Below are 25,437 nucleotides of genomic sequence, written 5' to 3'. Positions count from 1 at the left end.
TTCCCCAGCCGTTGCTATATTGCCAGTAGCCCGTGCAGGTCCACGGTTGCAGGCACACAGCGTCAAGGCAAGGCCTCTGGAAGATCGAGGCCATCGCGGTTGGTGTATGCCGCGAAGCGGAGCGAGAGTTGGTGTGTTGTTCTCATTCAGTGCTCTTTGTCGGGCCTTTTCGGCCGGAGGGACCCTCATGGTGCGTTCAATGTTTGCCGCGTTCTGCATGCTGATGGTGTGGTCTGGTGCCGGTACGGCCGACCCGCACAGTGCTACCTACCTGCTCAGCCCCGGCGATGTGGTGATGGTTTCGGTATGGCAGGAAGACAGCCTGCGCCAGGAAGCCACCGTACTTCCCGATGGCAGTATCACGTTCCCCCTGGCCGGGCGCATCGATGTTGCCGGGCTGGATGTGACGACCGTTGAAAAACAAGTGGCTGCCAAACTCGAGAAGTTTCTCCCCGACCCGAATGTCAGCGTTGTCGTCAAGAGCATCGCCGGCAACCTGGTCTATGTACAAGGCAAAGTGATCAAGCCCGGGCCGGTACAAATGGCAGGCCCTACGGCAGTGCTGCAGGCTTTGAGCATGTCGGGCGGCCTCGACAAGTTTGCAGATGAAAGTGAAATCAAAGTAGTGCGTGGCACCGGCGCTTCCCAAAAAATTCTGCCCGTGCGATATAGAGACCTGGTGTCTGGCCGGGATATGTCCACCAACATCCAACTGCAGGCTGGCGATACGCTGGTCGTTCCTTGATCTTGCCTTTAATAAGAACACTTAATGCCTCTTCTCAGAACAACTAGCATTGCAACGGCAATCTTGGTGTTGCCGTTTACGGACACAGTCCTGGCAGCAAATTGGCAGTCTACGGTGGTGGTACCGACATCCGTCGAACATGACAGCAACCCCTTGCTGCTGTCGTCGGGTGAAAAGGGTATAACGCGCACGATCATCGCGCCGGATTACACCCTGATCGGTACCTTCGACCGTGACGAACTGAGGTTGGGGCTGGGCGTGCATGTATTGCGCTCGTCCGACACGGCGGTGGTCGACAACCGTGAGGACCCCGACGTAAGCCTGGGCTGGCAGCGCCAGACCGAGCGCGGGCGGTTTGGCCTGCTGGCGCGTTACAACGAAAGTTCGACGCTGTCGGGAACGGTGCTGGATACCGGCGTGGTCACCACCGATGGCACGCAAAAGCTGTATACGCTGGCCGGCAACTGGAGCCAGGCGGTTACCGAACGCAGCACCTTGAGCAACGAAACCACGTACAACCGTGCCCGTTATGACATCAGTACGCTGACGGGCTACGAAGAACTGGGCAACGTGTTCACCTGGACCTACGCCTGGAGCGAGCGGGCTGATCTGTACAGCCGCTTTGGCGCCCGGCGCTACGAGCCCGAGCAGGACCAGACGGCGACGGCGTCCAACAGCTACAGCCCGGCGGTCGGGGTCAAGTACCAGTTCTCCGAACGCCTCAGCGCCGATGCGCATGTGGGTGTCACCGAGGTTTCCGGTGACGAAGGTGGCCGACGCGGGGAGGGTGGGGTAGCGCTGCTGTATACCGGTGCGCGCGCCGTCGCCAGCTTTACCGCCGAACGCAGCACGGTGGCCAGCGCCGAAGGCGGCTTCGCCGAGCTGGACCAGGTGCGCGGTGTGTGGAGTTACGCCGTCAGCGAATTGACCCGGGTGGGCGCGGACGCTGCCTGGCAAGACAGCAAAGGGCAGACCCCCAACACCCTGCAGACCTACAGCGTGTGGGCCAGCCGCGAGTTTTCGCCGTACTGGGACCTGCGCCTGTCGCTGATGTACAAGGATCGGCAGCAGGATCACGAAGCTGATGCGAACGCTACGATCGTGGGTTTGACGTTGACGTACAGGTACCCCGACATCTGAACTTCAGGCAGGTGGCCCCATGAAGTCCGACTACGAGCTCTCCCTCAGAGATTACATCGCCATAATCAAGGACCGGGCCCTGTTGTTGGGGGTGAGCATCGTAGTCATTCTGGCCGCGACCGTCGCTGTCGCAGTGATGGTGCCGCCGATCTACCAGTCGACCGGCACCATCCTGGTGGAGTCGCAGCAGATTTCCCCCGAGCTGGTATCGACCAACAACACCAGCTTTGCCGATGAACGCATCGAAGTGATTCGCCAGCGGGTGATGACCCGCGAGAACCTGCTGCGCATCATCGACAAGTACAACCTGTTCCCCGACAAGCGCTTCAGCGATAGCGACAAGATCGACCACATGCGCAGTGCCATCGTGGTCGAAACCCTCACCACCTATGTACGCGGGCGCGGTGAAGCGACCGTGGCGTTCAATGTGTCCTTCGAGCACAAGCAGCCGGAGGTGGCCAAGGAAGTTGCCGACGAGTTGGTCACGCTGTTCCTCAACGAGAACCTCAAGCAGCGTACCGAGCGGGCCAACGAAACCACCGAGTTCCTCACCCAGGAGGCGAACAAGCTGGGTGCCGAGCTGGCCAGCCTGGAAAACCAGCTGGCGGATTTCAAGCAGGCCCACGCCAATGCCCTGCCCGAGCACCAGACCCTGCGCATGAACATGCTGTCACGCTCGGAGCTGGAGTTCCGCGAGGTCGACCGTGATTACAAGGCCGCCCAGGAAGAGCTGCGTTACCTTGAGCTGGAACTGTCGGCGGCCAGTGCCGGGCTGGCCACCAAGGCCGGCGAAGGCCCCAGGGTGGCCAGTGCCGAGCAGCCCCAGGACCTGCCCAGCCTGAAAGCCGAGTATGCCCGGCTGCTGAGCCGCTACAAGGAAGCCCACCCCGATGTGGTGGCGGTCAAGCGCAGGATCCAGGCGCTCGAAGCCAGTGGCAATCGCACGGCTGCGGCCTCCACGGTCGGCCTCGATGTCGCCCGCGTGCGCGCCAAGATGAGCGCGGCACAGGTGCGCATAGCTTCGCTGGCCGAGCAGAAGCGCGAGCTGACCCGCAAGATGGAAGGCTACGAGGCCGAGATCCTCGAGGCGCCGCAGGTCGAGCGTGGCCTGGTGACCTTGATGCGTGACCACGACAACGCGCGCAAGAAGTACGAGGAAATCCGCGCCAAGGAAATGGGCGCGAAGATTACCGAAAGCCTCGAGCAGGAGAACAAGGCTGAGCGCTTTGTGCTGCTGGAGCCACCGCTGATGCCCGAGAAACCGATCAAGCCCAACCGCAAGAAAATCGCTGCGCTGGGCCTGGTGCTGGCACCGGCAGGTGGCGGTGCGCTGGTGATGCTGCTGGAAATGCTCAACCAGCGCATTCGCGGCGTCGGTGCCCTGGAAAACCTGCTGGGCAGGCGGGTGCTGGTGGCACTGCCATACATCGATACCAAGGCCGATGTGGCCAGGCGCAAGCGTTGGCGCAACTGGCTGATCCTGGCTGCACTGGTGCTGGCGGCTATCATGGTGGTGCTGGTGCACGTGTTCTACATGCCACTGGATGTGCTGTTGTTCAAAGTCATGTCTCGGTTTGCATAGGAAAGCAGTGATGGACAGGACCAAGCCGGCTGTTGGCAATAATCTTCACCAGGTTACCCCGGGTACCCCGCAGGTCTTGTCACCCGCCCCAGGTACGGCGCTGGCGGAAGTGCCTGGCCAGTTCGATTACGTGAACACCAAGGTGGTGCCGCTGCGCGCGGAGCACCTGGAGCGTCACCGTATCGTCGCCTACAACAAGAACTCAAACATGAACGGGCCGATCGACCTGTTGCGCACGCAAGTGCTCAGGACCATGGACGAGAATGGCTGGCGAACCTTGGCCATCACCTCGCCAACCCCTGAAGCGGGCAAGACGGTGCTGTCGATCAACCTGGCCATGAGCATCGCCCACCACACCACCAAGACTGCGTTGCTGGTGGACTTCGACCTGCGTCGGCCCAAGGTCGGCAGCAGCCTGGGCCTGCCCATGGACCAGGCGTTGAACGAGTTTCTGACGGACAAGGCCGAGCTGCAGGACTGCCTGGTCAACCCGACCTTGCCTCGGTTCGTGGTACTGCCCACGCGGGTACCGGTGCCGTTGTCTACCGAAATGCTGTCGTCGCCCAAAGTGAACAACCTGATCAGCGAACTGCGCAACCGCTACGAGTCGCGCATCTGCATTTTCGATTTGCCGCCGTTGCTCAGCTCTGACGATGCGATCACCGTGATACCCAAGTTCGACTGTGTGCTGCTGGTGGTGGCCAACGGTATGAACAACAGGAAGGAAATCGAAGATTGCCTGCATCACCTGGCCAGGGTGAACCTGGTGGGGACGGTATTGAACAAGGCTGACGAGCAGCCTCGGACCTATTATTGAGGCACAGGATTCTGGGGCTGCTTCGCAGCCCATCGCGACACAAGGCCGCTCCTACAGGTACAGCACATTCCTTCAGCTGGTGAGGTCCCTGTGGGAGCGGGCATGCCCGCGAAGCAGGCGACGCGGTGGATGGCACCGGCTGCGCCGGTGTTCGCGGGCGCGCCCGCTCCCACAGGTATGGCGCATTCCTTCAGCTGATGGGGTCCCTGTGGGAGCGGGTTCACCCGCGAAGCAGACGACGCGGTGGATGGCACTCTGGTCCGGGCAATATGCCGAGGCCGATGTTCCGGTTGCGTGATTGCCTGAGCAAGAAAGCGGATGCAGGCAGAGCTGTGGATGCGTACAGTAGGTTGATCGCAACCTGGCAGGAGCCTGCTTATGTCCAGCGCATTCACCTTCATGCAGTCGCCCGTCGGCACCTTGACCCTGGTAGCCCGTGGCGAGTGCCTGGCAGCCGTACTCTGGGAGGAGGAGCGGGAAAACCGCGTGCGCCTTGGCGCCCTGCACCGCGATGACCAGTGCCCGGTACTGCTGGAAACCGCCCGCCAGCTCGGCGAGTACTTCGCCGGCAAACGCCAGCGCTTCGAACTGGCGCTGGATTTTACCGGCACCGAATTCCAGCGTCAGGTATGGGCCGCGCTGTTGGCGATACCGTTCGGTGAAACCCGCAGCTACAGCGACATCGCCCGACAGATCGGCAACCCCAGCGCGGTGCGCGCGGTAGGCGCCGCCAATGGCCGCAACCCGATCTCGATCATCGCCCCGTGTCATCGGGTGATCGGTGCTTCGGGCAGCCTCACCGGCTTTGCCGGTGGCCTGGCGGCCAAGCAGTACCTGCTGGCGCTGGAGGGCCGGCAAAGCCTGGCACTGGACCTGTAAGGCGTCAGCAGAACCAGCTGGCGACCAGGCAGACCAGCACGGCCAACGCCGTGCCGGCCATCAGGGTGTACTGCCGATGGGCCCGGCGCGCATGGGGCTTGACTGCGCGCAGGTACTCGCCAGGTGTCGGCGCGTCGGGCCGGTGGCGCAAACCCTCGGCCACATCGGCCAGTTGCCCCTGAATCAGCAGACCCGTCAGGTAGTAGGTACAGGCATAGCTCAGCAACGCCAGGAACAGATAGATCATGCCGGGTGCGGGGCCAGGGGCACCGCCATGGCACTGGCGTTGGCGGTGTCCAGCACGATCAGCCCTTCGCTGTGGTCGTCCAGGCTGGCCAGCAAGCGCCCCTGGCTGTCCCAGGCCGCCGAGCCACCGGCACCAATGAAGGTATCGGCCGGCCCCACGCAGTTGGCCAGCAACACCGTCATGCCCAACTCACGAGCCACCTCGGGGTAGTGCTGGTAACCCTCGCGGATGCCCTTGGCGGTTTTCGCCACGCTGACCAGGTACAGGTCGGCGCCGTGTTCCCGTGCGGCTGCCGCATGCGCCATGAACATCGATTCGTAGCAGATCGCAGGCGCTACCCGGTGCGCGCCTACCTGCAGTAGCAAGGCTTGATCGCCTGGGGTGAACCAGGGCAGTTCATCATCATGCAGGCGCCGCTTGGCATAGGCCTGGCGCGGTGCACCGGGGCTGAGGATTGGCATGCCGATACGAATGCCATCAGGGGTCGGCAGTGGCAGGCCTGCGGCGACGGTGATACCAAGCCGGTCGCAGGCTGCCTGCAGTGGGTCCAGCCGCGTCGAACTGACGGGCAGGGCGGCCTGGCGCGCGAGGGTTGGCTCATAACCGGTCAGCGACAGTTCGGGGAATACCACCAGTTCGGCGCCAAGGGCCGCGGCCTGTTCGATGCAGGCCAGGTGGCGTTCGAGGTTGGCTTGCACATCGCCCTTGAGCGACGCCAGTTGCACGGCGCACAACTTCATGAAAAACCCTTCCCTGGTACAGGTTGAAGGGCCGAGCATACTACCGGCACCAACGCCTGTACCAGTGAAGGGTTTTTCAGGATGCCGGGTGGACAGCGAAGCGCTGGCGGAACCAGTCGTTGAGCATGGCCTTTTCGGCATACAGGCGGTCGCTGCTGCTCGTGACCCGGCCCGGGCGGCTGAGGTACATCTTGTCGCTGACCCGTTCCTGCGCCTGCTGGTCGGGTTTGCCCGGTTGGCTGAGGGTGTAGCTGAGGTCGATGGTCGGCCAGGTGATTTCGCGCATGTAACGTACATCGTAGGCCTGGCTGTGCCAGGGCTCGAAACGCCCGGCCAGGTCGATGTCGCGAATGTCGATGGCCAGTTGCTGGCCAGGTTGCAGATAGCGTTGGCCAAGCTTCTGCAGGTACTGGGTCAGGGTTTTCATCACATAGGCGTCGGCGCCACGCTCGTACCCGTGGCTGTCGAGGCTGGCATCGCGGAATTTTTCCGGATGGTCGAAACGTACCTCGACCTGCGCGGCCGGGGCACCTTGTGCCATGCTGTCCAGTGACAGCGCCATGAGCACGGCACACACGAGGGCGGTACGCATGATGCACCTCCGGGGCAGATTGCGTGTGCCTCCATTTTACCCCTGGCATGGCGCTACCAGCAGAGGAAGATTGTAATGGCACGGTTTCGGCGTCTGATTGCCAACCTGCGGGGGCGTGACCTGGCGGTGGGCGATATCCATGGTCACTTCCAGCGCCTGCAGCAATGCCTGGATGCGGTGGGGTTCGATCCGGCCGTGGACCGCCTGTTCAGCGTGGGGGACCTGGTCGACCGTGGCCCGGACAGCGAGGCGGCGCTGGAATGGCTGGCGCAGCCCTGGTTCCATGCCGTGCAGGGTAATCACGAGGCCCTGGCAATCACCCGCGTGCGCGGCGGGCGGCTCGATCTGGACATGTATCGCGCCGCCGGGGGGGGCTGGTTTCTTGACCTGCCGCGGGGCGAGCAGTTGCGTTTCGTGGAGCGCTTCGAGCAGTTGCCGATCGCGATAGAGGTTGAAAGTGCAGCGGGCCTGGTAGGGCTGCTGCATGCCGACAGCCCATATGCCGACTGGACGGTGTTGAGGACCTGGCTGGAACTGGAGGACGACCCGCAAGTACGGGAAGTGTGCCAATGGTCGCGGCGGCGGTTGAAGGTTGGTGATACCGAGCCCGTGCAGGGCCTGCGTGCCTTGTTGGTCGGCCACACGCCGGTGCTGCAGGCCAAGCTGCTGGGCAATGTCTGGCACCTGGATACCGGAGGTTGGGCCAGTGGCCATTTCACCTTGATGGACATGCGGACCCTGCAACTGGTCAGCCCCAGGCCAGGTGAAACAACAGTGCCGCAGCCAATAGCACCAGCATGACCCCGGAGGCCCGCTCCAGCCAAGGCAGGCAGCGGGCAAAGCGCCGCAGCACCAGCGGGTTGCCGATGGCCACGGCAACCAGCAGGTCCCACAGCAGCACGATGCTGAACATCCACAGGGCACAGGTTGCTTTCCAGGCAAAACTGGCGCTGGCGACCATGCTGACCAGGCTGGCATAGAACAGCGCATTCTTGGGGTTGAGGATGCCGGACAGGAACCCCATGCCCAATCCCCGCCACCACCCTTGGGCGGTCTGCTTGCCAGCGACTGCGCCCAGGCTGGTTTGCCCGGCATGGCGCAGGAACAGGGTGCCGATGTACAGCAGGTAGGCGGCGCCGGCCAGTTGCAGGGCGGTGAACAGCAGGCTGCCTTCCTGCAGTACCGACAGGCCGGTGAAAGCCATGATGATGAACACGCCATTGGCCAGGGCGATACCCAGGCAGGCGCCGCTCGCGACGCGCCAGCCGGCGCTGACCGAGGTGCGTGCGACCAGGAAGAAGTCCGGGCCGGGAGAGAGCAGGGCGAGGAAGTGGGCGAGGGCGATGATCAGGAACTGTTGCATTGGTGAGGTTGCTCTGGCGTAAAGCCTGACTCTGCCCCTCGGCGCTCATGCCGTATTGAACAATATTGCAGGCCCATTGCCGGGGCTGCTGCGCAGCCCTTTCGCGACACAAGGCCGCTCCCACATTGAACGGCGTACGCAGCACCTTGTGGGAGCGGCCTTGTGTCGCGAAAGGGGCGCACCGCGCCCCCGTGGTCTCAGAGGCTGTGCAAATCCCGATACTGCCCCGGTGTCACCCCCACATGGGCCTTGAACACCCGCTGGAAATGGCTTTGGTCGGCAAACCCGAGCCGATAGGCCGCCTCCGCCAGTGCCTGCCCTTCACCCAACAATTGCCGCCCACGGTTGACCCGGGCATTGAGCAGGTAGGCATGCGGTGTAAACCCGGTGGCCGCGCGAAATGCGCGAATCAACTGGTAACGCCCAAGCCCGGCCTGCCGGGCCAGTACCGCCAGGCTCAACTGCGCCGGGTCCTGGCCTTCGATGTGCGCAATCAGCCCACTCAACGCGGTCGCCCCCAGGGCCGGTGCCGGTGCCAGCGGCGCGTGCCTGGCAAAGTCCAGGTCACCCAGAAAGGCAATCAGCGCCGCATCCTTCTCACCATTGCTGGCGTTGGAGAACAGCAGGCTGTTCAGTTCGCAGAACTGCCGATACACCTCCGGCACCTGGCAGATACGTGCCGGCTCGCCGGGCCCGGCACCCTCCAGACCTGACTCCAGGTGCAGCTGTGCCAGCCAGTCGGCATCCACATGCAGCATCTGATAGCTCCACGCCTGCCCGGGCTCGGGGTTGCAGGCATGTACCCGGCGTGCCGGGACCAGCACCAGCGTGCCGGGTGTCAGGCGTTGCTGGCCGTTGCCGGCACCGGTGAAATGACTGTGGCCGGCGTCCACCACACCGATGGAAAACGTCGGGTGGCTGTGGGGCTTGTAGCAGGCGCGGCTATGGCAGGCGCGGCGGCTTTCGACATGCGGCAGGGCCGGGTCGCGCCACAGCGCGGCATGGGAACGGGGCATCACAGGGTCCTCGGTATGTGCGGCAGCTTATCAGGCGCCGTGCACCCATACAGTTTTTTCCGCTGGCTGTAACTTGACCGCAAGGCCCGCTACCCGCCGAAATAGACGCCTGTTGCCAAAGGAAAACAATAATGGACCTCTCAAGCCTGCTGCTTTTCATCCCCGCCTGCTTCGCCCTGAACATGGCGCCGGGGCCGAACAACCTGCTGTCGCTGCACAATGCCAGCCGTTACGGCCTGCGTACGGCCTGCGTGGCCGGTGGCGGGCGTATCGTCGCCTTCAGCGGCATGATCGCCCTGGCGGCCATGGGCCTGGCAGTGGTGCTGCACACCAGCGAATACCTGTTCCTGGCCATCAAGGTGGTGGGGGCGGCGTACCTGTTCTATATCGCCTGGCAACTGTGGCGGGCACCGGTGGGCGAGGCGGTGATGGCAAGCGATCACCCACGCGGCACCTGGCGCCTGGCACGTCAGGAGTTCTGGGTGGCCGCTGGCAACCCAAAGGCAATCCTGATCTTCACCGCCTTCCTGCCGCAGTTCGTCTCGGTCGGCAGCGCCACCCCGGTGAGCGAGCAGTTCCTCTGGCTGGGTGTGTTGTTCCTGTTGCTGGAATGGGCCGCCATCGCCATCTACGCCGGCCTGGGGGCGTACCTGCAGCGCTGGTTCAGCCAGCCCGGCCCACGCCGGCTGTTCAACCGGGTCAGCGCCTCATTGCTGGGCTGCGCCGGCCTCGGGCTGCTGGCTGCGCGGCGCTAGAACTGCGTACTCGGCACTCAGTCGCGGTAGAAGGTCTGCACCAGGTGGTAGCCGAACTTGCTCTTGATCGGCCCGTGCACCACGCGCAGAGGCTTCTTGAAGATCACCTGGTCGATGGCGCCGACCATCTGCCCGGGGCGGATTTCACCCAGGTCGCCGCCACGCTTGCCCGAAGGGCAGGTGGAGAACTTTTTTGCGAGCACGTCGAAAGCCTCGCCATTGGCGATGCGCTGCTTGAGCTTTTCGGCTTCGTCAGCGGTCTTGACCAGAATGTGGCGGGCTTGGGCTTTCATGGGGTACCTGTGCTTCGGGGGCGAAAAAGGTGAGCATTATGCCTTAACGGGTCGGGTTGAGGCCATTGTGGGAGCGGCCTTGCGTCGCGAAAGGGCCGCAAAGCGGCCCCAGAAATCTATGCTTCGCTGCTGAAATCCCGGGGCTGCTTTGCAGCCCTTTCGCGACGCAAGGCCGCTCCCACAATGACGGTGAATACCTTCATTACGGGGTGCGCAACTCCTCGCGATCCCGAAACTGCTCCAGCGCCTCGGGGTTGGCCAGGGCATCGGTGTTCTTCACCGGCAAGCCATGCACCACATTGCGAATCGCCAACTCCACCAGCTTGCCGCTGATGGTACGCGGGATGTCATCGACCTGGGCGATCACCGCCGGTACATGGCGGGGGGTGGTGTACTGGCGGATCACCTGGCGGATGTGCTGGCGCAGGGCCTCATCCAGCTGCAGGCCCTCACGCAGGCGAACGAACAGCACCACCCGCACGTCGCCTTGCCAGTCCTGGCCGATGGCCACGCTTTCCAGCACCTGCTCGACCTTTTCCACCTGCCGGTATATCTCCGCCGTGCCAATGCGCACCCCGCCGGGGTTGAGCACGGCATCGGAGCGGCCATGAATCACCAGCCCGCCATCAGCACGCTGTTCCGCATAGTCGCCCTGGGCCCACACCCCCGGGAACTGGCTGAAGTAGGCGTCGTGATAGCGGCTGCCGTCCGTATCTTTCCAGAACCCCAGCGGCATCGACGGGAAGTTGCGCGTGCACACCAGCTCGCCTTTTTCGCCCTGCACCGGCTGGCCATGCTCGTTCCACACTTCCACCGCCATGCCCAGGCCCTTGCACTGGATCTCGCCACGGCGCACTGGCAGGGTCGGGTTGCCCAGCACGAAGCAGGAGACGATATCAGTGCCGCCGGACATCGACGCCAGGCACAGGTCGGCCTTGATCTTGCGGTACACGTAGTCGTAGCTGTGTGGCGACAACGGCGAGCCGGTGGACAGCAGCAGGCGCAAGCGTTCCAGGCGGTGGCTTGCCGCAGGTTCGAGGCCCGCCTGCTCCAGTGCCGCCAGGTACTTGGCGCTGGTACCGAAGGCCTGGATGCCCTCGGCGTCGATCAAGTCCAGCAGCCGCTCGGGGCCGGGATGGAACGGCGAGCCGTCGTACAGCACCAGCGTGGCGCCCACCGCCAGGCCGCTGGCCAGCCAGTTCCACATCATCCAGCCGCAGGTGGTGTAGTAGAACAGTACGTCATCGGCCTTCAGGTCGTTGTGCAGGCCATGTTCCTTCAGGTGCTGCAACAACACGCCGCCAGCGCGGTGGACGATGCACTTGGGCACACCGGTGGTGCCGCTGGAATACAGGATGTACAGCGGGTGGTCGAAGGGCAGCGGGGTGAAGCGGGGCTCGCCGCCGGGCTGAAAGAACTCGTCCCACAGGCTGACATTGGCGGCCTGGAATTCGTCGGCGCGCGTCCCGCTACGGGTATGGGGCACCACGATCAGCCGCTGCAGCCCGGGCAGCTGCGCGCACACCTGGTTGACCTTGTCCACCTGGTCGATGGCCTTGCCGGCGTACTGGTACCCGGCGCAGGCGATCAGCAGCTTGGGCTCGATCTGGCCGAAGCGGTCGATGATGCCGTGTACGCCGAACTCGGGCGAGGAGCTGGACCACACCGCACCGAGGCTGGTGCAGGCAAGCATGGCGACCAGTGTCTGCCAGGTATTGGGCATGACCGCGGCTACCCGGTCGCCGGGGACGATGCCGGCGGCCTTGAAGGCTGTTTGCAGGCCGGCCACCTGGGCCGCCAGCTGGGCATGGGTGAACAGCTGGCGTTGGCCGTCTTCGCGCACGGCGACCAGGGCCGGGCGGTCGTCGCGGCGGCGCAGCAGGTGTTCGGCGAAGTTGAGGGTGGCGTTGCTGAACCACTGGGCATCGGGCATCTGCGGCCCTTCGCTGAGCACCTGGCTCGGCGGGGTATGCCAGTGAACGTGGAAATAGTCGGCAAGGGTTTGCCAGAAGGCAGGGCGCTGCTCGATGCTCCAGCGGTGCAGCGCCTGATAGTCGTCGAGTTGCAGGTTGTAGCGCAGGTTGACCCGGCGGCGGAAGGCATCCATCCGGCTGGCCTCGATCTGCGCCGTGGAGGGGCGCCAGAGCACATTGTTCATGCCGAACCTCCTGTTGCCTGCAAGGGCCCCATCGCCGGCAAGCCAGCTCCCACAGGAACCTCACAGGTCTTGAGTGCAGTGACCAACCTGTGGGAGCCGGCTTGCCGGCGATGAAGGCATCATCAAGGCCAAAGGCTTGCGTTTTACTCTACTTTAGCCTTTTGCACGTCCTGCGACGCGGTCCAGACGCGGTAGCGCACTTCGACGTCCTTGGGCACGTACACCACCACCGGCAGCTTGCTGTTGTAGCGCAGCATGAAGCCTTCGCCGACCACTGGCACGAAGGCCTCGGTCTTCTTGCCATCGGGGCAGGCCATCAGCGTGCTGGCCGGGCCGCTGACCTTGTCCAGGCGGTAGTAGCTGTAGCCCCAGCCTTCCAGGGTACGTTCCTCCAGGCTGCCGCCCAGGCGCTGGCGATTGCAGTCCACCTTCAGGGTCTTGCCGGCGAGGATTTCCAGTTGATAGGCCGACTCATCAGCCTGGGCCGGCAGGTGGATGACCTGCCGGGTGAAGCCTTTTTCCGCCTCGAGGTAGGGCGCGACGTCCTTCAGGCTGGCTGCCATCGCAGGTGCGGCGGCAGCCAGGGTCAGGGCCAGGATCGCGGTCATCGGGGTTGGGCGCATAGGGCCTCCTTGCAGATAAACGAATGCAAGACCGTCGCCAGGCCCAGGCCGCCCGTCACTGGGCCAACCAGCCACCATCGACGTTCCAGGCGGCACCGCGAACCTGGCTACCGGCCTCGCTGCACAGGAATAGTACCAGCTCACCCAGGTGTTCGGGGGTGACGAAGGCCAACGATGGCTGTTTTTCTGCCAGCAGATCGTGCTGCGCTTGCAGCGGATCGCCACCGTTGGCAGCACGATCGTCGATCTGCTTCTGCACCAGCGGGGTCAACACCCAGCCAGGGCAGATGGCATTGCAGGTGACGTTGCTGGTGGCGGTTTCCAGGCCCACCACCTTGGTCAGGCCGACCACGCCGTGCTTGGCCGCCACATAGGCCGCCTTGCCGGTGGAGCCGACCAGGCCGTGCACCGAGGCGATGTTGATGATGCGCCCCCAGTTGCGCGCTCGCATGCCGGGCAGGGCCAGGCGCGTACCGTGGAACACGGCCGACAGGTTGAGGGCGATGATCTTGTCCCAGCTTTCCAGCGGGAACTGCTCCACCGGCGCCACGTGCTGGATACCGGCGTTGTTGACCAGGATGTCGACGCCGCCGAGCTCGCGCTCGGCCAGGGCGAACAGCGCTTCGATCTGGGCCACGTCCGACAGGTCGGCCGGGTGATGGACTGCCTTTACCCCGTGCCGGGCGATCTCGGCCAGCGCGGGGGCAGGGTCGCCGAAGCCGTTGAGCACGATGTTGGCGCCTGCGCGGGCCAGCACCTGGGCAATGCCCAGGCCGATGCCGCTGGTGGAACCGGTGACCAGTGCGGTCTTGCCTTTGAGGGTCATGCAAAAGCTCCTTAGACGATGCCGGTGGCGTAGAACGTGGCAATGACCACGAACACCGCCAGGGTCTTGATCAGGGTAATACCGAAAATGTCCTTGTAGGCCTCGCGGTGGGTCAGCCCGGTCACGGCCAGCAGGGTGATGACCGCACCGTTGTGCGGCAGGGTGTCCATGCCACCGCTGGCCATGGCGGCCACCCGGTGCAGCACTTCGAGCGGGATGTTGGCGGCATTGGCGGCGGCGATGAAGCTGTCGCCCATGGCCGCCAGGGCGATGCTCATGCCGCCCGAGGCAGAGCCGGTGATGCCGGCCAGCAAGGTCACGGTGATGGCTTCGTTGACCAGTGGGTTGGGGATGCCGCGCAGGGCATCGGCCAATACCAGGAAGCCCGGCAGCGAGGCGATCACCGCGCCAAAGCCGTATTCCGAGGCGGTGTTCATGGCCGCCAGCAAGGCGCCGCCCACGGCGCTTTTGGTGCCTTCGGCCAGGCGGGTGCGGATGGCGCCGAAGGCACACACCAGCACCATCAGGATGCCCACCAGCAACGCCGCCTGCACCGCCCAGATGGCCGTGAGCTTGGCCACATCGCTTTGCACCGGCGCGCTCATGCCGGGCAGTTGCAGGCTGTGGCTGGGGCCGTACCACTGCGGGATCCAGTGGGTGAACAGCAGGTTCATCACCCCCACCAGCAGCAGCGGCGACAGGGCCAGCCAAGGGTTGGGCAGCGCCAGGTCGGCAGCGGTTTCCGGTTCGTTGCGCAAGTCGCTGCCATAGCCTTCACCGGCGCGCTGGGCCTTGTTGCGCTGGCGCTGCAGGTAGGCCATGCCGGTGCAGAACACGAACAGTGTGCCGATCAGGCCCAGCCAGGGCGCGGCCCAGGCGGTGGTGTTGAAGAAGGTGCTGGGGATGATGTTCTGGATCTGCGGGGTGCCGGGCAGGGCATCCATGGTGAACGAGAACGCGCCCAGGGCGATGGTTGCCGGGATCAGGCGCTTGGGGATATTGCTCTGGCGGAACATCTCGGCGGCGAACGGGTACACCGCGAACACCACCACGAACAGCGACACGCCGCCGTAGGTGAGCAGGGCGCAGACCAGCACTATCACCAGCATCGCCTGGCGGGTGCCGAGCACGCGGATGGCGGCGGCGACGATCGAGCGCGAGAAGCCGGACAGCTCGATCAGCTTGCCGAACACGGCGCCCAGCAGGAACACCGGGAAGTAGAGCTTGATGAAGCCGACCATTTTCTCCATGAACACCCCGGTGAATGCGGGGGCCACGGCAGACGGGTCGGTGAGCAGTACCGCCCCGAGGGCGGCGATGGGGGCGAAGAGGATTACGCTGTAGCCGCGGTAGGCAGCCAGCATCAGCAGGGCCAGAGCGGCAAGGGCGATGAGCACGGTCATCGGGGTGGGTCTCCTGGGTGAGTCTTGTTTTTATCGGTGAGCAGGAGATAGCGGGAATCGTGCCAGATCTGTAAGTTGATGATTTTAAATGATTAATTTCGTTTTTCTAAATATCTTGTCTACATTTTGAGACTGTAGGGGCTGCTTTGCAGCCCATCGCCGGCAAGCCAGCTCCCACAGGGTTATCCAAAAGTTCTGAAAGCGGTGCAATACCTTGTGGGAGCTGGCTTGCCGGCGATCGAGGGCGAAGCCCTCGCAACGATCTCAAATCAGAAACATAAGTCTCAAGTTAGAGACGAAATACCCAGCGCTACCATCTTCTTGTACAAGGTCGACCGCCCCAACCCCAATGCCTGCGCGGCCTGCGGCACATTTCCCGCATACTCGGCCAATGCCCCAACAATCAGCTCACGCTCAAAATTTTCACACGCCTCACGGTAAGTCTGGCGCGCAGGCGCAGCCGCCACGGGGCTCAACGGCCCCAATGCCGCCCGCAGATCCGCCACCCCCAACCGCGGCTGATCCGCCAGCAGCGTGGCCCGCTCCAGCACATTGCGCAGCTCGCGAATGTTCCCCGGCCAAGCATGCCGCGCCAATAGCTGCTGCGCTTCGGCCTCGAGCTCATACTGGCTGCCCAGTTCCCCCAGGATGGCCTCGCACAGCGCCGGCAGGTCCTCCAGCCGTAGCCGCAGTGGCGGCACCTCGATCGGCAGCACATTCAGCCGGTAATACAGGTCGGCGCGGAATGCCCCGCGGGCGATGGCGGCCTGCAGGTCGATGGAGGTGGCGGCAATGATGCGCACATCACTGCGCAGCATCTGGTTCGAGCCTACCGGCTCGTACTCCTTCTCCTGCAACACCCGCAACAGCTTGCTCTGCAGGGCCAGCGGCATGTCGCCGATCTCGTCGAGGAACAGCGTGCCGCCTTCGGCCAGTTGCAGCTTGCCGCTGCGGCCCTTGCGATCGGCGCCGGTAAAGGCGCCGGGGGCGGTGCCGAAGAATTCGGCTTCCAGCAGCGTCTCGGGGATCGCCGCACTGTTGATGCTGACAAACGCCTTGTGCGCCCGCGCCGACGCCGCATGGATGGCATGGGCCAGCAGTTCCTTGCCGGTGCCGGTTTCGCCCAGCAGCAGCACCGGCGAATCACTGCTTGCGCCACGCCGGGCGCGGCGCTTGGCCTCCAGGCTGGCGGCGCTGCTGCCAACGAACTGGGCGAAGCTGTACTTGGCTTGGCGGGCGCGCAATTGCGAGCGGGTCGAGGCCAGCTCCTGCTGCATGCTGGAGTAGCGTTTGAGCAGCGGCGACAGGCTGCGCAACTCATCGAACAGGGCAAAGCCGATGGCGCCGATCAGCGCGCCCTGGTCGTCGTGGATGGGCAGGCGCATTACCACCAGCGGCTCGTTCGGGGTGTCGAGCATGTCCAGCAGGATTGGCCGGCCATTGCTCACTACTTCGCGCATCAGGCTGCCCGGGATCACCGCCTCGCATGGCTGGCCGATGGCACTGGCGGCGTCGGCCAGGCCAAAGCGCCGGGCGTAGCGCTCGTTCATCCAGACGATGCGCGCCTGGCGATCGACGATTACCGTGCCCTCGCTGGACTGCTCGATGATCTCGAACAACGAGCGGATCGCCAGTTGCCGTACCTGGGGGTAGTCCTTGAGGCTGTCGCTGTCGTGCATGGGTAGAAATCCTGAAAACTGTGTAAGCAGGGCCGGCCTTTTCGCGGGTAAACCCGCTCCCACAGGGTCACCACAAATCCTGAGGACTGTGGGGTACCTGTGGGAGCGGGCAAGCCCGCGAAGAGGCCAGACCTGAAAACCTATCCCCTGGGGTCGAACGCCTCGCGCAAGGCATCCCCGATAAACACCAGCAGCGACAGGATCACCGCCAGCGCAAAGAACGCGGTAAAGCCCAGCCACGGCGCCTCCAGGTGCTGTTTGCCCTGGGTCACCAGCTCTCCCAGCGAAGCACTCCCGGCCGGCATGCCGAAACCAAGAAAATCCAGCGCAGTCAGGGTGGTGATCGCCCCGGTCAGCATGAACGGCACATAGGTCAGCGTTGCGTTCATGGCATTGGGCAGGATGTGCCGCAGCATTACCTGGCTGTCTGGCAACCCCAGCGCCCTTGCGGCCTTCACGTACTCCAGGTTGCGACCGCGCAGGAACTCGGCGCGCACCACATCGACCAGGGTCAGCCAGGAGAACAGCGCCATGATCCCCAGCAGCCACCAGAAGTCCGGCTCGACGAACCCGCTGAGGATGATCAGCAGGTACAGCACCGGCAACCCCGACCACACCTCCAGTAGGCGCTGGCCGACCAGGTCGACCCAGCCGCCGTGGTAGCCCTGCAAAGCACCGGCCGCCACCCCGATCAGCACGCTGACCACGGTCAGGGCGAAGGCGAACAGCAAGGATACCCGGGTGCCATACAGCACCCGGGCCAGCACATCGCGGCCCTGGTCGTCGGTACCCAGCCAGTTGCTCGCGCTTGGCGGGCTGGGGGTGGGTACCTGCAGGTCGTAGTTGGGGGTATCGGCGCTGAACGGGATGGGGGCGAACAGCATCCAGCCACCTTGCTGCTCGATCAGCTGGCGTACATAGGCGCTGCGGTAGTCTGGCTGGAACGGCAGCTGGCCGCCGAACTGCTGCTCGGTGTAGCGCTTTAGCGCCGGTACGTACAGGTCGCCCTTGTAGCCCAGCAGCAGCGGTTTGTCGTTGGCCACCAGCTCGGCACACAGGCTCAGTAGCAGAAGGGCGGCGAACAGCCACAGCGAAACCCAGCCGAGGCGGTTGCGGCGAAAGCGTTGCAGGCGACGACGCGAGATCGGTGAAAGCATCAGCGCGCCCTCGTGTCGAAGTCGATACGCGGGTCGAGCAGGGTGTACGACAGGTCACCGATCAGGCGGATCAGCAGGCCCGCCAGGGTGAAGATGAACAGCGTGCCGAACACCACCGGGTAATCCCGCGCCACGGCCGCCTCGTAACTCATGCGGCCCAGGCCATCGAGCGAGAAGATCACCTCGATCAGCAACGAGCCGGCGAAGAACACCGTGATCAACGCCTGCGGCAACCCGGCCACCACCAGCAGCATGGCATTGCGCAGCACGTGGCCATACAGCACCCGGCGCTCGCTCAGGCCCTTGGCGCGAGCGGTAACCACGTACTGCCGGGAAATTTCGTCGAGGAAGGCGTTTTTGGTCAGCAGCGTCAGGGTGGCGAAGCCGCCGATCACCAGGGCACCGACCGGCAGCACCAGGTGCCAGAAGTAGTCGGCGATCTTGCCCAGCAGGCTGAGCTCGTCGAAGTTGTCCGAGACCAGGCCGCGCACCGGGAACCAGCTGAGCGAGGTGCCGCCGGCGAACAGCACGATCAGCAACAGGGCGAACAGGAACGAGGGCAGGGCATAGCCGACCACGATCAGTGCACTGCTCCAGGCATCGAAGCGGCTGCCGTGGCGCACTGCCTTGCGGATGCCCAGCGGGATCGACACCAGGTAGGTGATCAGCGTGGCCCAGAAGCCCAGCGACAGGGTGACCGGCAACTTGTCGAGGATCAGGTCGGTGACCTTGGCGCCGCGGAAGAAGCTGTTGCCGAAGTCCAGCCGGGCGTACTGGCCCAGCATCAACCACAGGCGCTCAGGGGCGGACTTGTCGAAGCCGTACTGGCGCTTGATCTCCTCGATCAGTTTCGGGTCCAGGCCACGGGTGGCCCGTGACTCGCCGTGCACCACCTCGGCCCGGGCACCGGGAGCGCCGCCGCCGATGCCCTGCAGGCGTGCCACCGCCTGCTCCACCGGGCCACCCGGCGCGGCCTGGACAATGGCAAAGTTGACCAGCAGGATCGCCAGCAGGGTCGGGATGATCAGCAACAGGCGGCGCAGGATGTAGGTGGTCATGGCGAGGATTTCCGGCGTTCGGCCATTTGCGCGTTGGTCAGCGCGGTGGGGCTGACTTCCCACCAGGTGTCCAGGCCTTCGTCATAGGCAGCCTGGACCTTGGGCAGGCCGAAGCGGTTCCACCAGGCAGTGGAACTGCCCGGTGGGTAGTAGTTGGGGATCCAGTAGTAGTTCCATTGCAGCACCCGGTCCAGGGCATGGGCGTGGTGCAGCATGTCGGCCTGGGTGTCGGCGCGCACCAACCCGTCGATCAGGCGGTCCACGGCAGGGTCCTGCAGCACCATCAGGTTGTTCGACCCAGGGTCGTGGGCCGCCGCCGAGCCAAAATAGTTGTACAGCTCGGCGCCGGGCGACAGGGTGACCGGGTAGCCGGTGACGATCATGTCGTAGTCACGCGCCATCAGGCGGTTGACGTACTGGGCCGAATCGACGTTGCGGATGTCCAGGGTCACGCCAATCTGGGCCAGGTTGCGCTTCCACGGCAGCAGCAGGCGCTCCATGCCTGCCTGGCCGTTGAGGAAGGTGAACGCCAGCGGCGTGCCCTGGCTGTTCACCAGGCGGTCGCCTTCGGGGCGCCAGCCGGCTTGTTCGAGCAGCGCCAGTGCCTGCAGCTGCTGCTTGCGGATGATCCCCGAACCATCGGTGACCGGGGCGGTGAACACGGTGCTGAAGACTTCGTCCGGCACCTTGCCGCGCAACGGTTCGAGCAGTTTCAACTCGCCGGCATCCGGCAGTTGGCGGGCGGCCAGCGGGGTATTGGAGAACACGCTCTGCTGGCGGATGTACATGTTGCGCATCATCTGCCGGTTGCTCCACTCGTAGTCCCACAGCATGCCCAGCGCCTGGCGCACGCGACGGTCCTTGAACTGCGGCCGGTCGAGGTTGAACACGAAGCCTTGGGCTACCTGCGGTTTGGCCGGGCCCAGGTGGGCGCGCTGCAGGCGGCCGTCGTCCAGTTGCGCGCCGTTGTAGCCCAGGGTGTAGGCGGTGGCGGAGAATTCGCGGTTGTAGTCGTAGCCGCCGCCTTTGAGCACCTGCCGCGCCACTTCGGTATCACCGAAGTACTCGATGCGCAGCTTGTCGAAATTGTAGCGGCCACGGCTGACCGGCAGATCGCGCGCCCACCAGTTGGCGTCGCGCTCGAAGGTGATGCTGCGGCCGTTGTCGATGCGCCCGATACGGTACGGCCCGCTGCCGACCGGCTTGTCGAAGCCGGCGCCGTTGGCGAAATCGCGCTGCTGCCAGTCGTGTTCGGGCAGTACCGGCAGGCTGGCGAGGTCCAGCGGCAGGGTGCGGCCGTGGTCGGGCTTGAAGTCGAAGCGCACGCTGTGCGGGCTTTCCACGATGACGCCGGCAACATCGGCGAACTGGGTGCGGTACTTGAGGCTGCCCTTGCTCATCAGCAGCTCGAAGGTAAAGCGTACGTCCTCGGCGCGCACCGGCTTGCCATCGGCGAAGGTGGCGCGTGGGTCGATCTCGAACCGCAGCCAGGCATCCTCCGGGCCGCGCTCCATGCGCCGGGCGATCAGGCCGTAGACGGTGTAGGGTTCATCGAACGAGCGCACGGCAAGTGGCGCGTACAGCAGGCCATCGACCTCGCTGACACCGATGCCTTTGTCGATGTACGGCAGGATATGGTCGAACTGGCCGATCTCGATGGCCGAGCGGCGCAGGATGCCGCCTTTGGGGGCGTCGGGGTTGACGTAGTCGAAATGCTGGAAGCTGGCGTTGTAGCGGGGGGCTTCGCCGTAGACGGTGAGGGCGTGGGTAGAGGCGGCGTGGGCCATCAAGCTCATGCACGCAAACACAAGCCCCCAAAGTACTTGTGGGAGCGGGCGTGCCCGCGAATGCGTCAGATCAGACAATGAGATTGCCTGGTCTGGCCTATTCGCGGGCACGCCCGCTCCCACAGGGGATTTCATCGGCTGCGAGGACTTAGTCCTGGCGGCTGGTCACTTCCAGCAGGTGGTAGCCGAACTGGGTCTTCACCGGGCCTTGCACGGTATTGACCGGGGCGCTGAACACCACGGTGTCGAACTCCTTGACCATCTGGCCCGGGCCGAACGAGCCCAGGTCACCGCCCTGGCGGCTGGACGGGCAGGTGGAGTTGGCTTTGGCGATTTCAGCGAAGTCGGCGCCTGCTTCGATCTGGGCTTTCAGTTCGTTGCATTTCTCTTCGCTGCTGACCAGGATGTGGCGGGCGGTTGCACGGGCCATGGGTACTGCTCCTTGGGGTAAAAAAGGCAAGCCTAGCGCACTTGTCCGGGGTATGTCTCGCCAGGCTTGCATCCCGCTACTTAGAGTTTTTGTGCCGCCTCGCGCAACAGGGTTTCGGTCGAGGCCCAGCCCAGGCAACCGTCGGTGATCGACACGCCGTATTTCAGCGCGCCCTTGCCCAGCGCCTGGCAGCCGTCGAACAGGTGCCCTTCGATCATCACGCCGACGATCGAGCGGTCGCCGGCCAGGCGCTGCTCCAGCACATCGTTGAAAACCGCCGGCTGGCGCGCCGGGTCCTTGCCGCTGTTGGCATGGCTGCAATCGACCATGATCCGCGCCTGCAGCCCGGCCTTGGCCAGCGCCTGGCGGGCCATGGCGATGCTGTTGGCGTCAAAGTTCGGGCCCTTGTGGCCGCCGCGCAGCACCAGGTGGGTGTCCGCGTTGCCCAAGGTCTCGATGATGGCCGGGTAGCCCTGCGCATCCATGCCGAAGTGGCGGTGCGGGTGGGCGGCGCTGCGCATGGCGTCGCTGGCGATGGCGATGCCGCCGTCGGTGCCGTTCTTGAAGCCGACCGGCAGCTCCAGGCCACTGACCATTTCGCGGTGGATCTGCGACTCGGTGGTGCGCGCGCCAATCGCGGCCCAGGCCAGAAGGTCATCGAAGTAGCCGGCGGCCATTGGCTGCAGCAGTTCGGTGGCAACCGGCAGGCCGCGTTCGATCATGTTCAGCATCAGCCCGCGGGACAGGGCGATGCCGGCGTGCATGTCGTCGCTGCCATCGAGGTGCGGGTCGTAGGCAAGGCCTTTCCAGCCGACCGTGGTGCGGGGTTTTTCGACGTAGGCGCGCATCACCAGCAGCAGCTTGTCGTCGACTTCGCGGCTGAGGGCGGCCAGGCGGTCGGCGTATTCCAGGGCCGAGCGCGGGTCGTGGATCGAGCACGGGCCAACGATCACCAGCAGGCGCTGGTCGCGGCCTTCGAGTATGTCGCGGATGGCCTTGCGGTGGGCATGGACTTGCTGGGTAAGTTCGCTGGACAGCGGCATTTGCTGTTTGAGCAGGTGCGGGCTGGGCAGGCGCTGGCTGACGGTGGTGTTGGCCGCTTGCGGCTGGGTCAGGGCGAGGCTGGAAGCTTGCATGGCGTTTTTTCCCTGGGCGGACGGCGGGTTCTGGCCCGCATGGTCGGCCCTATCGAGGTGTTCGACAGATCGTTGAATTCGTATTGGCTGCTGCATTGCCACCTGTGGAAGACCGAACGGAGGCGGCAGGCTGGCCCGAACGGGATTGGCTAAATCGCCAGGCGTAGGTGTTTGCGTAGTAATAAGTGGCGTAGTTCATGAATCTGTCCTCAATGTGAATCGGTGTTGTTCAAAGGCCTGAAAAGCAAAACCCCCGGTCGGGGAGCCGACCGGGGGTTTGAGTATTCTCATGTTCGGCGGCCCCTCGAAGGTGGGCGCCGTGTGGGTATCGGCGCCTAGTGGCTAAACCAATACCCAAAGTAATAGCTGGCAGGTGCCACGCAGCCGGCAACGGCCAGCACAGGGCGCAGGGTGCGACCGGTGTGATTGGCGTGGTTGCGGGTGTGTTTCGGCATGTTGCTCTCCAGTGAATGTGCCCGAGCTTACTTCAGTTCGGCCGGGCCATTCAATGGATAAATGCTATGGGGGTGATCAATTGTTTTTGTACCGTACGGTTCAATGGCCATAGCGCCCGACCAGGCTCTGCGCCCCTAGCGCGTGACCTTGCAGCAGTTGCAGCAGGCCGCTGCGGTCCAGGCCTTCGGGCAGGGTGCCCAATGGCAGGTCGGTGGCGATCAGCGTCAGCGCGTAGTGGTGCGGGTTGTCGCCGGCGGGTGGGCAGGGGCCGCGGTAGCTGAGCGTGCCCCGCGAGTTGCGCCCCACGGTCACGCCTTGCCCGGTCAGCCCGGCGACGCCTTCCTTCAGCCCATCCTGGGCCGGGTCGATGTTGTAGGCGATCCAGTGGACCACGCCAATGCCCTTGCCGCCGTCCGGGTCGAACATGATCAGGGCCAGCGACTGGGTACCTGCGGGGAGGTTGTCCCAGCTCAGTTGCGGGGTACGCTCTTCGCCGGCACCGCAGGCCGGGTCCGGGCCAACCTGTTGCAAGGCGATCACGCCGCCATCGGTGAACGACGATGAACTGATCGACAGCGCGCCCTGGCCACCAGCGACGGCCAGGGCGCTGCACGGCAGCAGGGCGGCGAGCAGCCAGGGTTTGAGGTTCATGGTGAATCCTTGGCAGGGCGTTCCGGCGCAGTGTAGCCCAGGCCGGCCTCAATGGCTGTCCTGGTCCTCGGCGGTGCCACCCGAGTGCCCGGCGCCGGAGCCGGTGGCTTCGCCGGTGCTGTTGGAGCCGCCAGCGGCGCCGTCGGCGGCATCGCTGTTGCTGCCGGTGTCGCTGCTGTCGTTGGCTTTGCTGCTGCCTGGGCTGTTGACGCTGCTGTCTTCGCCGGCGGTCTTGCCACCGTACTGGTCGGTTTGCGGGCGGCTGTCGGTGTCTGTGTCGGTGGCGGCGAAGCTGGTGCCAGTGACGCTGGCAAGGGCAAGAGCAAGGCACAGTGAGAGTGGGCGAATGCGTATCATGGAACGTCTCCTTTGCGGATGATCTGTCATTCGTTGGGCTGGGGGCGGGGAGTGGGGTGCCGTCTGGGCGACGGATGGTCATTGTTGCGGGCTGCCGTGCAGCCCGCTCGATTGCAAGGGGGCCGCGCAGGCCCCGAGGAAGGTGATCAGCGGCAGTTGCCCGCCTTGCGATAACCCGCTGCCTGCGCCTCACCCTCTGTGGCGAAGGTGACCTGGTTCTTCGCGGTGACCTGGGTATAGCCCGGGCAGCCGACGGAAAGGTGATAGACGTGGCTGTTGCGGTTGCCAAGCACCGCCCCCACCGACCCGGCATTGGCCAGGCTCGGCTTGGCCTCTGGCTTGGCAGCCTTCGCCGGCACCGCTTGTACCACGCCACTGCCGACCGGCTTGTAGTTGGCGGTCCATTTGCGTTCCCCGGTCACGAAGGGGTTGGCATGGCCCATGATCGCGGCAATGCGCCGGTCACGCTCTTTCTCCCAGGCCGACACCGGGTGCTGTTTGTCCCAGGCCATCAGCAACTGCTGCTGTTGGCGCGACATGCTCAGCTTGTAACGGTCGTACATGTAGAAGGTGGTGCGGGCGACCAGGCCTTTCACTTCGTCACGCGGTTCGGCAGCACGCTGCACGAAGTCGACCTTGGTGGAGCACTGCCCGTATTGCCCTGCATTGCCAGCAACCATGCCGTAGTTGAAATTGCTGCGGTCGCCGTTGACCTCGCCCACTGCCGGGTACAGGTTGAACAGGTCGGCCTCCATGGCGCGGAACACCGGGTCGTCATCCACGCAATGCTCGCGGCCACCGTTCTTCCAGCACTGGCGCTGGTTGCCGAAGGTGTAGGCCGGCACGATGTGCTCCCATTCGGTGCGTTCGGCGCGGTTCTGCTGCTTGCGTGTCTGGTAGCCGCAAGAGGCGGCATCGATACGCCCGCCAGACTTGCCCACCCAGGCCCATTTGCAACCGCAGTACAGGTCGCCCATGGCACTGCTGGCCTGGTCCATGTACACCTTCTGCTTGGCCACCACCTTGGCTTCGGTGAAGGTCGCCGGTGGGCTGGCAAGGGCGGGCAGGGTAAAGGAAAACAGTAAGGATACGGCGTAAAGCAGTGATTTCATGGGGAAAACATATTTCAGGTTGGGGCATGCATTGTAATCATTTCCTTGGGGCAGGCCAGCTCGCTGATCCACACCAGTGGGCGGCGCGGGTCGTCGCTGCCCATGCTGCTGAACGTGGCCGAGTCGAGCATGGCCTTGAGTTGGGTGGCCATGCGCAGCAGGCGCTCGATGAAGCCGGTGCCGACGGCGCCGGTGTCCTCCAGGGAAACACCGCTCTGGTTGTGCTGGATTGCCAGGTGGTAGTGGCTGACCCCGGCACCGTTGCCACTGCCGCCCAGCACCACGGTGAAGCGCGGGCCGAGCAGCCCGGCCAGGCGCTGCTGGACCAGGTCGAGTAGCGCGACCGGGACTTCGTCGGGGCGCAGTGAAGTGGGGAAGCATGGTGTGAAGGGAGGCATGGGCATGTCCTGCTGGGCGGGGTACGAGTCCTGGCCA

The 25,437-nt window shown here is 64.5% G+C and carries 27 protein-coding genes; 7 read left to right on the top strand and 20 right to left on the bottom strand.

Translation table 11 applies throughout. The features are described 5' to 3' along the window. Positions 1 to 187: 187 nt before the first annotated feature. From ABX298_RS24185 to ABX298_RS24165, 5 genes are all read left to right on the top strand, one after another. Entirely contained in the window at positions 188 to 745 is a 558-nt protein-coding gene (locus ABX298_RS24185) for a polysaccharide biosynthesis/export family protein (protein ID WP_286099940.1), read from the top strand. Positions 746 to 769: 24 nt separating this feature from the next. Next, positions 770 to 1,885 carry a hypothetical protein gene (locus ABX298_RS24180; protein WP_025339250.1) on the top strand — a complete coding sequence of 372 codons (1,116 nt, stop codon included), beginning with the start codon at positions 770 to 772 and terminating at the stop codon, positions 1,883 to 1,885. Between the two features lie 19 nt (positions 1,886 to 1,904). Continuing rightward, complete coding sequence (locus ABX298_RS24175) at positions 1,905 to 3,467, top strand: GumC family protein (RefSeq protein ID WP_367393753.1); 1,563 nt, start codon at positions 1,905 to 1,907, stop codon at positions 3,465 to 3,467. A 10-nt stretch (positions 3,468 to 3,477) separates the two neighbouring features. Further along, positions 3,478 to 4,284 carry a CpsD/CapB family tyrosine-protein kinase gene (locus tag ABX298_RS24170; RefSeq protein WP_137164055.1) on the top strand — a complete coding sequence of 269 codons (807 nt, stop codon included), beginning with the start codon at positions 3,478 to 3,480 and terminating at the stop codon, positions 4,282 to 4,284. A gap of 378 nt (positions 4,285 to 4,662) precedes the next feature. Further along, positions 4,663 to 5,163, top strand: coding sequence for a methylated-DNA--[protein]-cysteine S-methyltransferase (locus ABX298_RS24165; protein WP_075045299.1), 501 nt, complete (start codon positions 4,663 to 4,665; stop codon positions 5,161 to 5,163). Positions 5,164 to 5,167: 4 nt separating this feature from the next. Here the strand turns inward: ABX298_RS24165 and ABX298_RS24160 are convergent, their stop codons facing one another. From ABX298_RS24160 to ABX298_RS24150, 3 genes are all read right to left on the bottom strand, one after another. Continuing rightward, positions 5,168 to 5,410, bottom strand: a complete 243-nt coding sequence (locus ABX298_RS24160; protein WP_075045298.1) for a hypothetical protein — start codon at positions 5,408 to 5,410, stop codon at positions 5,168 to 5,170. Beyond that, complete coding sequence (locus ABX298_RS24155) at positions 5,407 to 6,150, bottom strand: carbon-nitrogen hydrolase family protein (RefSeq protein WP_367393752.1); 744 nt, start codon at positions 6,148 to 6,150, stop codon at positions 5,407 to 5,409. The genes ABX298_RS24160 and ABX298_RS24155 overlap by 4 nt, the downstream gene beginning before the upstream one ends. A gap of 76 nt (positions 6,151 to 6,226) precedes the next feature. Next, positions 6,227 to 6,742, bottom strand: coding sequence for a DUF3016 domain-containing protein (locus ABX298_RS24150; RefSeq protein WP_075045296.1), 516 nt, complete (start codon positions 6,740 to 6,742; stop codon positions 6,227 to 6,229). 75 nt (positions 6,743 to 6,817) lie between these two features. On the opposite strand from ABX298_RS24150, the gene ABX298_RS24145 reads away from it, so the two are divergent. Next, positions 6,818 to 7,543 carry a metallophosphoesterase gene (locus tag ABX298_RS24145; protein ID WP_367393751.1) on the top strand — a complete coding sequence of 242 codons (726 nt, stop codon included), beginning with the start codon at positions 6,818 to 6,820 and terminating at the stop codon, positions 7,541 to 7,543. Here ABX298_RS24145 and ABX298_RS24140 read toward each other — a convergent pair. Then, positions 7,491 to 8,105, bottom strand: a complete 615-nt coding sequence (locus ABX298_RS24140) for a LysE family translocator (RefSeq protein WP_075045294.1) — start codon at positions 8,103 to 8,105, stop codon at positions 7,491 to 7,493. The two genes, ABX298_RS24145 and ABX298_RS24140, sit on opposite strands and share 53 nt — an antisense overlap. Before the next feature lie 197 nt (positions 8,106 to 8,302). Beyond that, positions 8,303 to 9,121, bottom strand: a complete 819-nt coding sequence (locus tag ABX298_RS24135) for a helix-turn-helix domain-containing protein (protein WP_367393750.1) — start codon at positions 9,119 to 9,121, stop codon at positions 8,303 to 8,305. A 131-nt stretch (positions 9,122 to 9,252) separates the two neighbouring features. Between ABX298_RS24135 and ABX298_RS24130 the strand changes: the two genes are divergently transcribed. Next, complete coding sequence (locus tag ABX298_RS24130) at positions 9,253 to 9,876, top strand: LysE family translocator (RefSeq protein WP_075045292.1); 624 nt, start codon at positions 9,253 to 9,255, stop codon at positions 9,874 to 9,876. Between the two features lie 17 nt (positions 9,877 to 9,893). On the opposite strand, the gene ABX298_RS24125 is transcribed toward ABX298_RS24130, so the two are convergent. From ABX298_RS24125 to ABX298_RS24055, 15 genes are all read right to left on the bottom strand, one after another. Beyond that, on the bottom strand, positions 9,894 to 10,169 hold the full coding sequence (locus ABX298_RS24125) for a peptidylprolyl isomerase (RefSeq protein ID WP_013972552.1): 276 nt from the start codon (positions 10,167 to 10,169) through the stop codon (positions 9,894 to 9,896). A 202-nt stretch (positions 10,170 to 10,371) separates the two neighbouring features. Then, entirely contained in the window at positions 10,372 to 12,327 is a 1,956-nt protein-coding gene (locus ABX298_RS24120; protein WP_075045291.1) for an acetoacetate--CoA ligase, read from the bottom strand. Between the two features lie 143 nt (positions 12,328 to 12,470). Next, positions 12,471 to 12,950, bottom strand: coding sequence for a serine protease inhibitor ecotin (gene eco / locus ABX298_RS24115; RefSeq protein WP_075045290.1), 480 nt, complete (start codon positions 12,948 to 12,950; stop codon positions 12,471 to 12,473). Positions 12,951 to 13,005: 55 nt separating this feature from the next. Further along, on the bottom strand, positions 13,006 to 13,776 hold the full coding sequence (gene hbdH, locus ABX298_RS24110; protein WP_075045289.1) for a 3-hydroxybutyrate dehydrogenase: 771 nt from the start codon (positions 13,774 to 13,776) through the stop codon (positions 13,006 to 13,008). An 11-nt stretch (positions 13,777 to 13,787) separates the two neighbouring features. Next, positions 13,788 to 15,179, bottom strand: a complete 1,392-nt coding sequence (locus tag ABX298_RS24105) for a GntP family permease (protein WP_075045288.1) — start codon at positions 15,177 to 15,179, stop codon at positions 13,788 to 13,790. A gap of 284 nt (positions 15,180 to 15,463) precedes the next feature. Continuing rightward, positions 15,464 to 16,858 carry a sigma-54 interaction domain-containing protein gene (locus tag ABX298_RS24100; RefSeq protein WP_367393749.1) on the bottom strand — a complete coding sequence of 465 codons (1,395 nt, stop codon included), beginning with the start codon at positions 16,856 to 16,858 and terminating at the stop codon, positions 15,464 to 15,466. Positions 16,859 to 16,998: 140 nt separating this feature from the next. Continuing rightward, positions 16,999 to 18,015 (bottom strand): ABC transporter permease, encoded by a 1,017-nt coding sequence (locus tag ABX298_RS24095; RefSeq protein WP_025339234.1) that lies wholly within the window; start codon positions 18,013 to 18,015, stop codon positions 16,999 to 17,001. Beyond that, positions 18,015 to 19,073 (bottom strand): microcin C ABC transporter permease YejB, encoded by a 1,059-nt coding sequence (locus ABX298_RS24090; protein ID WP_367393748.1) that lies wholly within the window; start codon positions 19,071 to 19,073, stop codon positions 18,015 to 18,017. The genes ABX298_RS24095 and ABX298_RS24090 overlap by 1 nt, the downstream gene beginning before the upstream one ends. Then, positions 19,070 to 20,995 (bottom strand): extracellular solute-binding protein, encoded by a 1,926-nt coding sequence (locus tag ABX298_RS24085; protein ID WP_367393747.1) that lies wholly within the window; start codon positions 20,993 to 20,995, stop codon positions 19,070 to 19,072. Before ABX298_RS24085 ends, ABX298_RS24090 begins: the two co-directional genes overlap by 4 nt. Before the next feature lie 13 nt (positions 20,996 to 21,008). Next, positions 21,009 to 21,290, bottom strand: coding sequence for a peptidylprolyl isomerase (locus ABX298_RS24080; RefSeq protein ID WP_003258780.1), 282 nt, complete (start codon positions 21,288 to 21,290; stop codon positions 21,009 to 21,011). Between the two features lie 80 nt (positions 21,291 to 21,370). After that, positions 21,371 to 22,426 (bottom strand): 3-deoxy-7-phosphoheptulonate synthase, encoded by a 1,056-nt coding sequence (locus tag ABX298_RS24075; RefSeq protein ID WP_367393746.1) that lies wholly within the window; start codon positions 22,424 to 22,426, stop codon positions 21,371 to 21,373. A gap of 555 nt (positions 22,427 to 22,981) precedes the next feature. Further along, complete coding sequence (locus ABX298_RS24070; protein WP_025339230.1) at positions 22,982 to 23,533, bottom strand: YbhB/YbcL family Raf kinase inhibitor-like protein; 552 nt, start codon at positions 23,531 to 23,533, stop codon at positions 22,982 to 22,984. A 48-nt stretch (positions 23,534 to 23,581) separates the two neighbouring features. Next, positions 23,582 to 23,890 (bottom strand): hypothetical protein, encoded by a 309-nt coding sequence (locus tag ABX298_RS24065; protein ID WP_075045285.1) that lies wholly within the window; start codon positions 23,888 to 23,890, stop codon positions 23,582 to 23,584. A 146-nt stretch (positions 23,891 to 24,036) separates the two neighbouring features. After that, positions 24,037 to 25,002 carry an endonuclease gene (locus ABX298_RS24060; protein ID WP_075045284.1) on the bottom strand — a complete coding sequence of 322 codons (966 nt, stop codon included), beginning with the start codon at positions 25,000 to 25,002 and terminating at the stop codon, positions 24,037 to 24,039. Positions 25,003 to 25,016: 14 nt separating this feature from the next. Beyond that, the gene (locus tag ABX298_RS24055) at positions 25,017 to 25,400 is read right to left on the bottom strand and encodes a hypothetical protein (RefSeq protein WP_075045283.1); all 384 of its coding nucleotides are present in this window, start codon (positions 25,398 to 25,400) and stop codon (positions 25,017 to 25,019) included. Between the last annotated feature and the right edge of the window lie 37 nt (positions 25,401 to 25,437).

Source organism: Pseudomonas sp. X4 (assembly GCF_040784925.1).
Taxonomy (GTDB): domain Bacteria; phylum Pseudomonadota; class Gammaproteobacteria; order Pseudomonadales; family Pseudomonadaceae; genus Aquipseudomonas; species Aquipseudomonas putida_Z.
Note: the sequence above shows the minus strand (reverse complement) of the source record. Positions and strands in the feature narration are given on the sequence as shown.

Coding starts and splice junctions, on each gene's coding strand:
- ABX298_RS24185 (WP_286099940.1), top strand. CDS start 188: ATGGTGCGTTCAATGTTTGCCGCGTTCTGCATGCTGATGGTGTGGTCT.
- ABX298_RS24180 (WP_025339250.1), top strand. CDS start 770: ATGCCTCTTCTCAGAACAACTAGCATTGCAACGGCAATCTTGGTGTTG.
- ABX298_RS24175 (WP_367393753.1), top strand. CDS start 1,905: ATGAAGTCCGACTACGAGCTCTCCCTCAGAGATTACATCGCCATAATC.
- ABX298_RS24170 (WP_137164055.1), top strand. CDS start 3,478: ATGGACAGGACCAAGCCGGCTGTTGGCAATAATCTTCACCAGGTTACC.
- ABX298_RS24165 (WP_075045299.1), top strand. CDS start 4,663: ATGTCCAGCGCATTCACCTTCATGCAGTCGCCCGTCGGCACCTTGACC.
- ABX298_RS24160 (WP_075045298.1), bottom strand. CDS start 5,410: ATGATCTATCTGTTCCTGGCGTTGCTGAGCTATGCCTGTACCTACTAC.
- ABX298_RS24155 (WP_367393752.1), bottom strand. CDS start 6,150: ATGAAGTTGTGCGCCGTGCAACTGGCGTCGCTCAAGGGCGATGTGCAA.
- ABX298_RS24150 (WP_075045296.1), bottom strand. CDS start 6,742: ATGCGTACCGCCCTCGTGTGTGCCGTGCTCATGGCGCTGTCACTGGAC.
- ABX298_RS24145 (WP_367393751.1), top strand. CDS start 6,818: ATGGCACGGTTTCGGCGTCTGATTGCCAACCTGCGGGGGCGTGACCTG.
- ABX298_RS24140 (WP_075045294.1), bottom strand. CDS start 8,105: ATGCAACAGTTCCTGATCATCGCCCTCGCCCACTTCCTCGCCCTGCTC.
- ABX298_RS24135 (WP_367393750.1), bottom strand. CDS start 9,121: ATGCCCCGTTCCCATGCCGCGCTGTGGCGCGACCCGGCCCTGCCGCAT.
- ABX298_RS24130 (WP_075045292.1), top strand. CDS start 9,253: ATGGACCTCTCAAGCCTGCTGCTTTTCATCCCCGCCTGCTTCGCCCTG.
- ABX298_RS24125 (WP_013972552.1), bottom strand. CDS start 10,169: ATGAAAGCCCAAGCCCGCCACATTCTGGTCAAGACCGCTGACGAAGCC.
- ABX298_RS24120 (WP_075045291.1), bottom strand. CDS start 12,327: ATGAACAATGTGCTCTGGCGCCCCTCCACGGCGCAGATCGAGGCCAGC.
- eco (WP_075045290.1), bottom strand. CDS start 12,950: ATGCGCCCAACCCCGATGACCGCGATCCTGGCCCTGACCCTGGCTGCC.
- hbdH (WP_075045289.1), bottom strand. CDS start 13,776: ATGACCCTCAAAGGCAAGACCGCACTGGTCACCGGTTCCACCAGCGGC.
- ABX298_RS24105 (WP_075045288.1), bottom strand. CDS start 15,179: ATGACCGTGCTCATCGCCCTTGCCGCTCTGGCCCTGCTGATGCTGGCT.
- ABX298_RS24100 (WP_367393749.1), bottom strand. CDS start 16,858: ATGCACGACAGCGACAGCCTCAAGGACTACCCCCAGGTACGGCAACTG.
- ABX298_RS24095 (WP_025339234.1), bottom strand. CDS start 18,015: ATGCTTTCACCGATCTCGCGTCGTCGCCTGCAACGCTTTCGCCGCAAC.
- ABX298_RS24090 (WP_367393748.1), bottom strand. CDS start 19,073: ATGACCACCTACATCCTGCGCCGCCTGTTGCTGATCATCCCGACCCTG.
- ABX298_RS24085 (WP_367393747.1), bottom strand. CDS start 20,995: ATGAAATCCCCTGTGGGAGCGGGCGTGCCCGCGAATAGGCCAGACCAG.
- ABX298_RS24080 (WP_003258780.1), bottom strand. CDS start 21,290: ATGGCCCGTGCAACCGCCCGCCACATCCTGGTCAGCAGCGAAGAGAAA.
- ABX298_RS24075 (WP_367393746.1), bottom strand. CDS start 22,426: ATGCAAGCTTCCAGCCTCGCCCTGACCCAGCCGCAAGCGGCCAACACC.
- ABX298_RS24070 (WP_025339230.1), bottom strand. CDS start 23,533: ATGAACCTCAAACCCTGGCTGCTCGCCGCCCTGCTGCCGTGCAGCGCC.
- ABX298_RS24065 (WP_075045285.1), bottom strand. CDS start 23,890: ATGATACGCATTCGCCCACTCTCACTGTGCCTTGCTCTTGCCCTTGCC.
- ABX298_RS24060 (WP_075045284.1), bottom strand. CDS start 25,002: ATGAAATCACTGCTTTACGCCGTATCCTTACTGTTTTCCTTTACCCTG.
- ABX298_RS24055 (WP_075045283.1), bottom strand. CDS start 25,400: ATGCCTCCCTTCACACCATGCTTCCCCACTTCACTGCGCCCCGACGAA.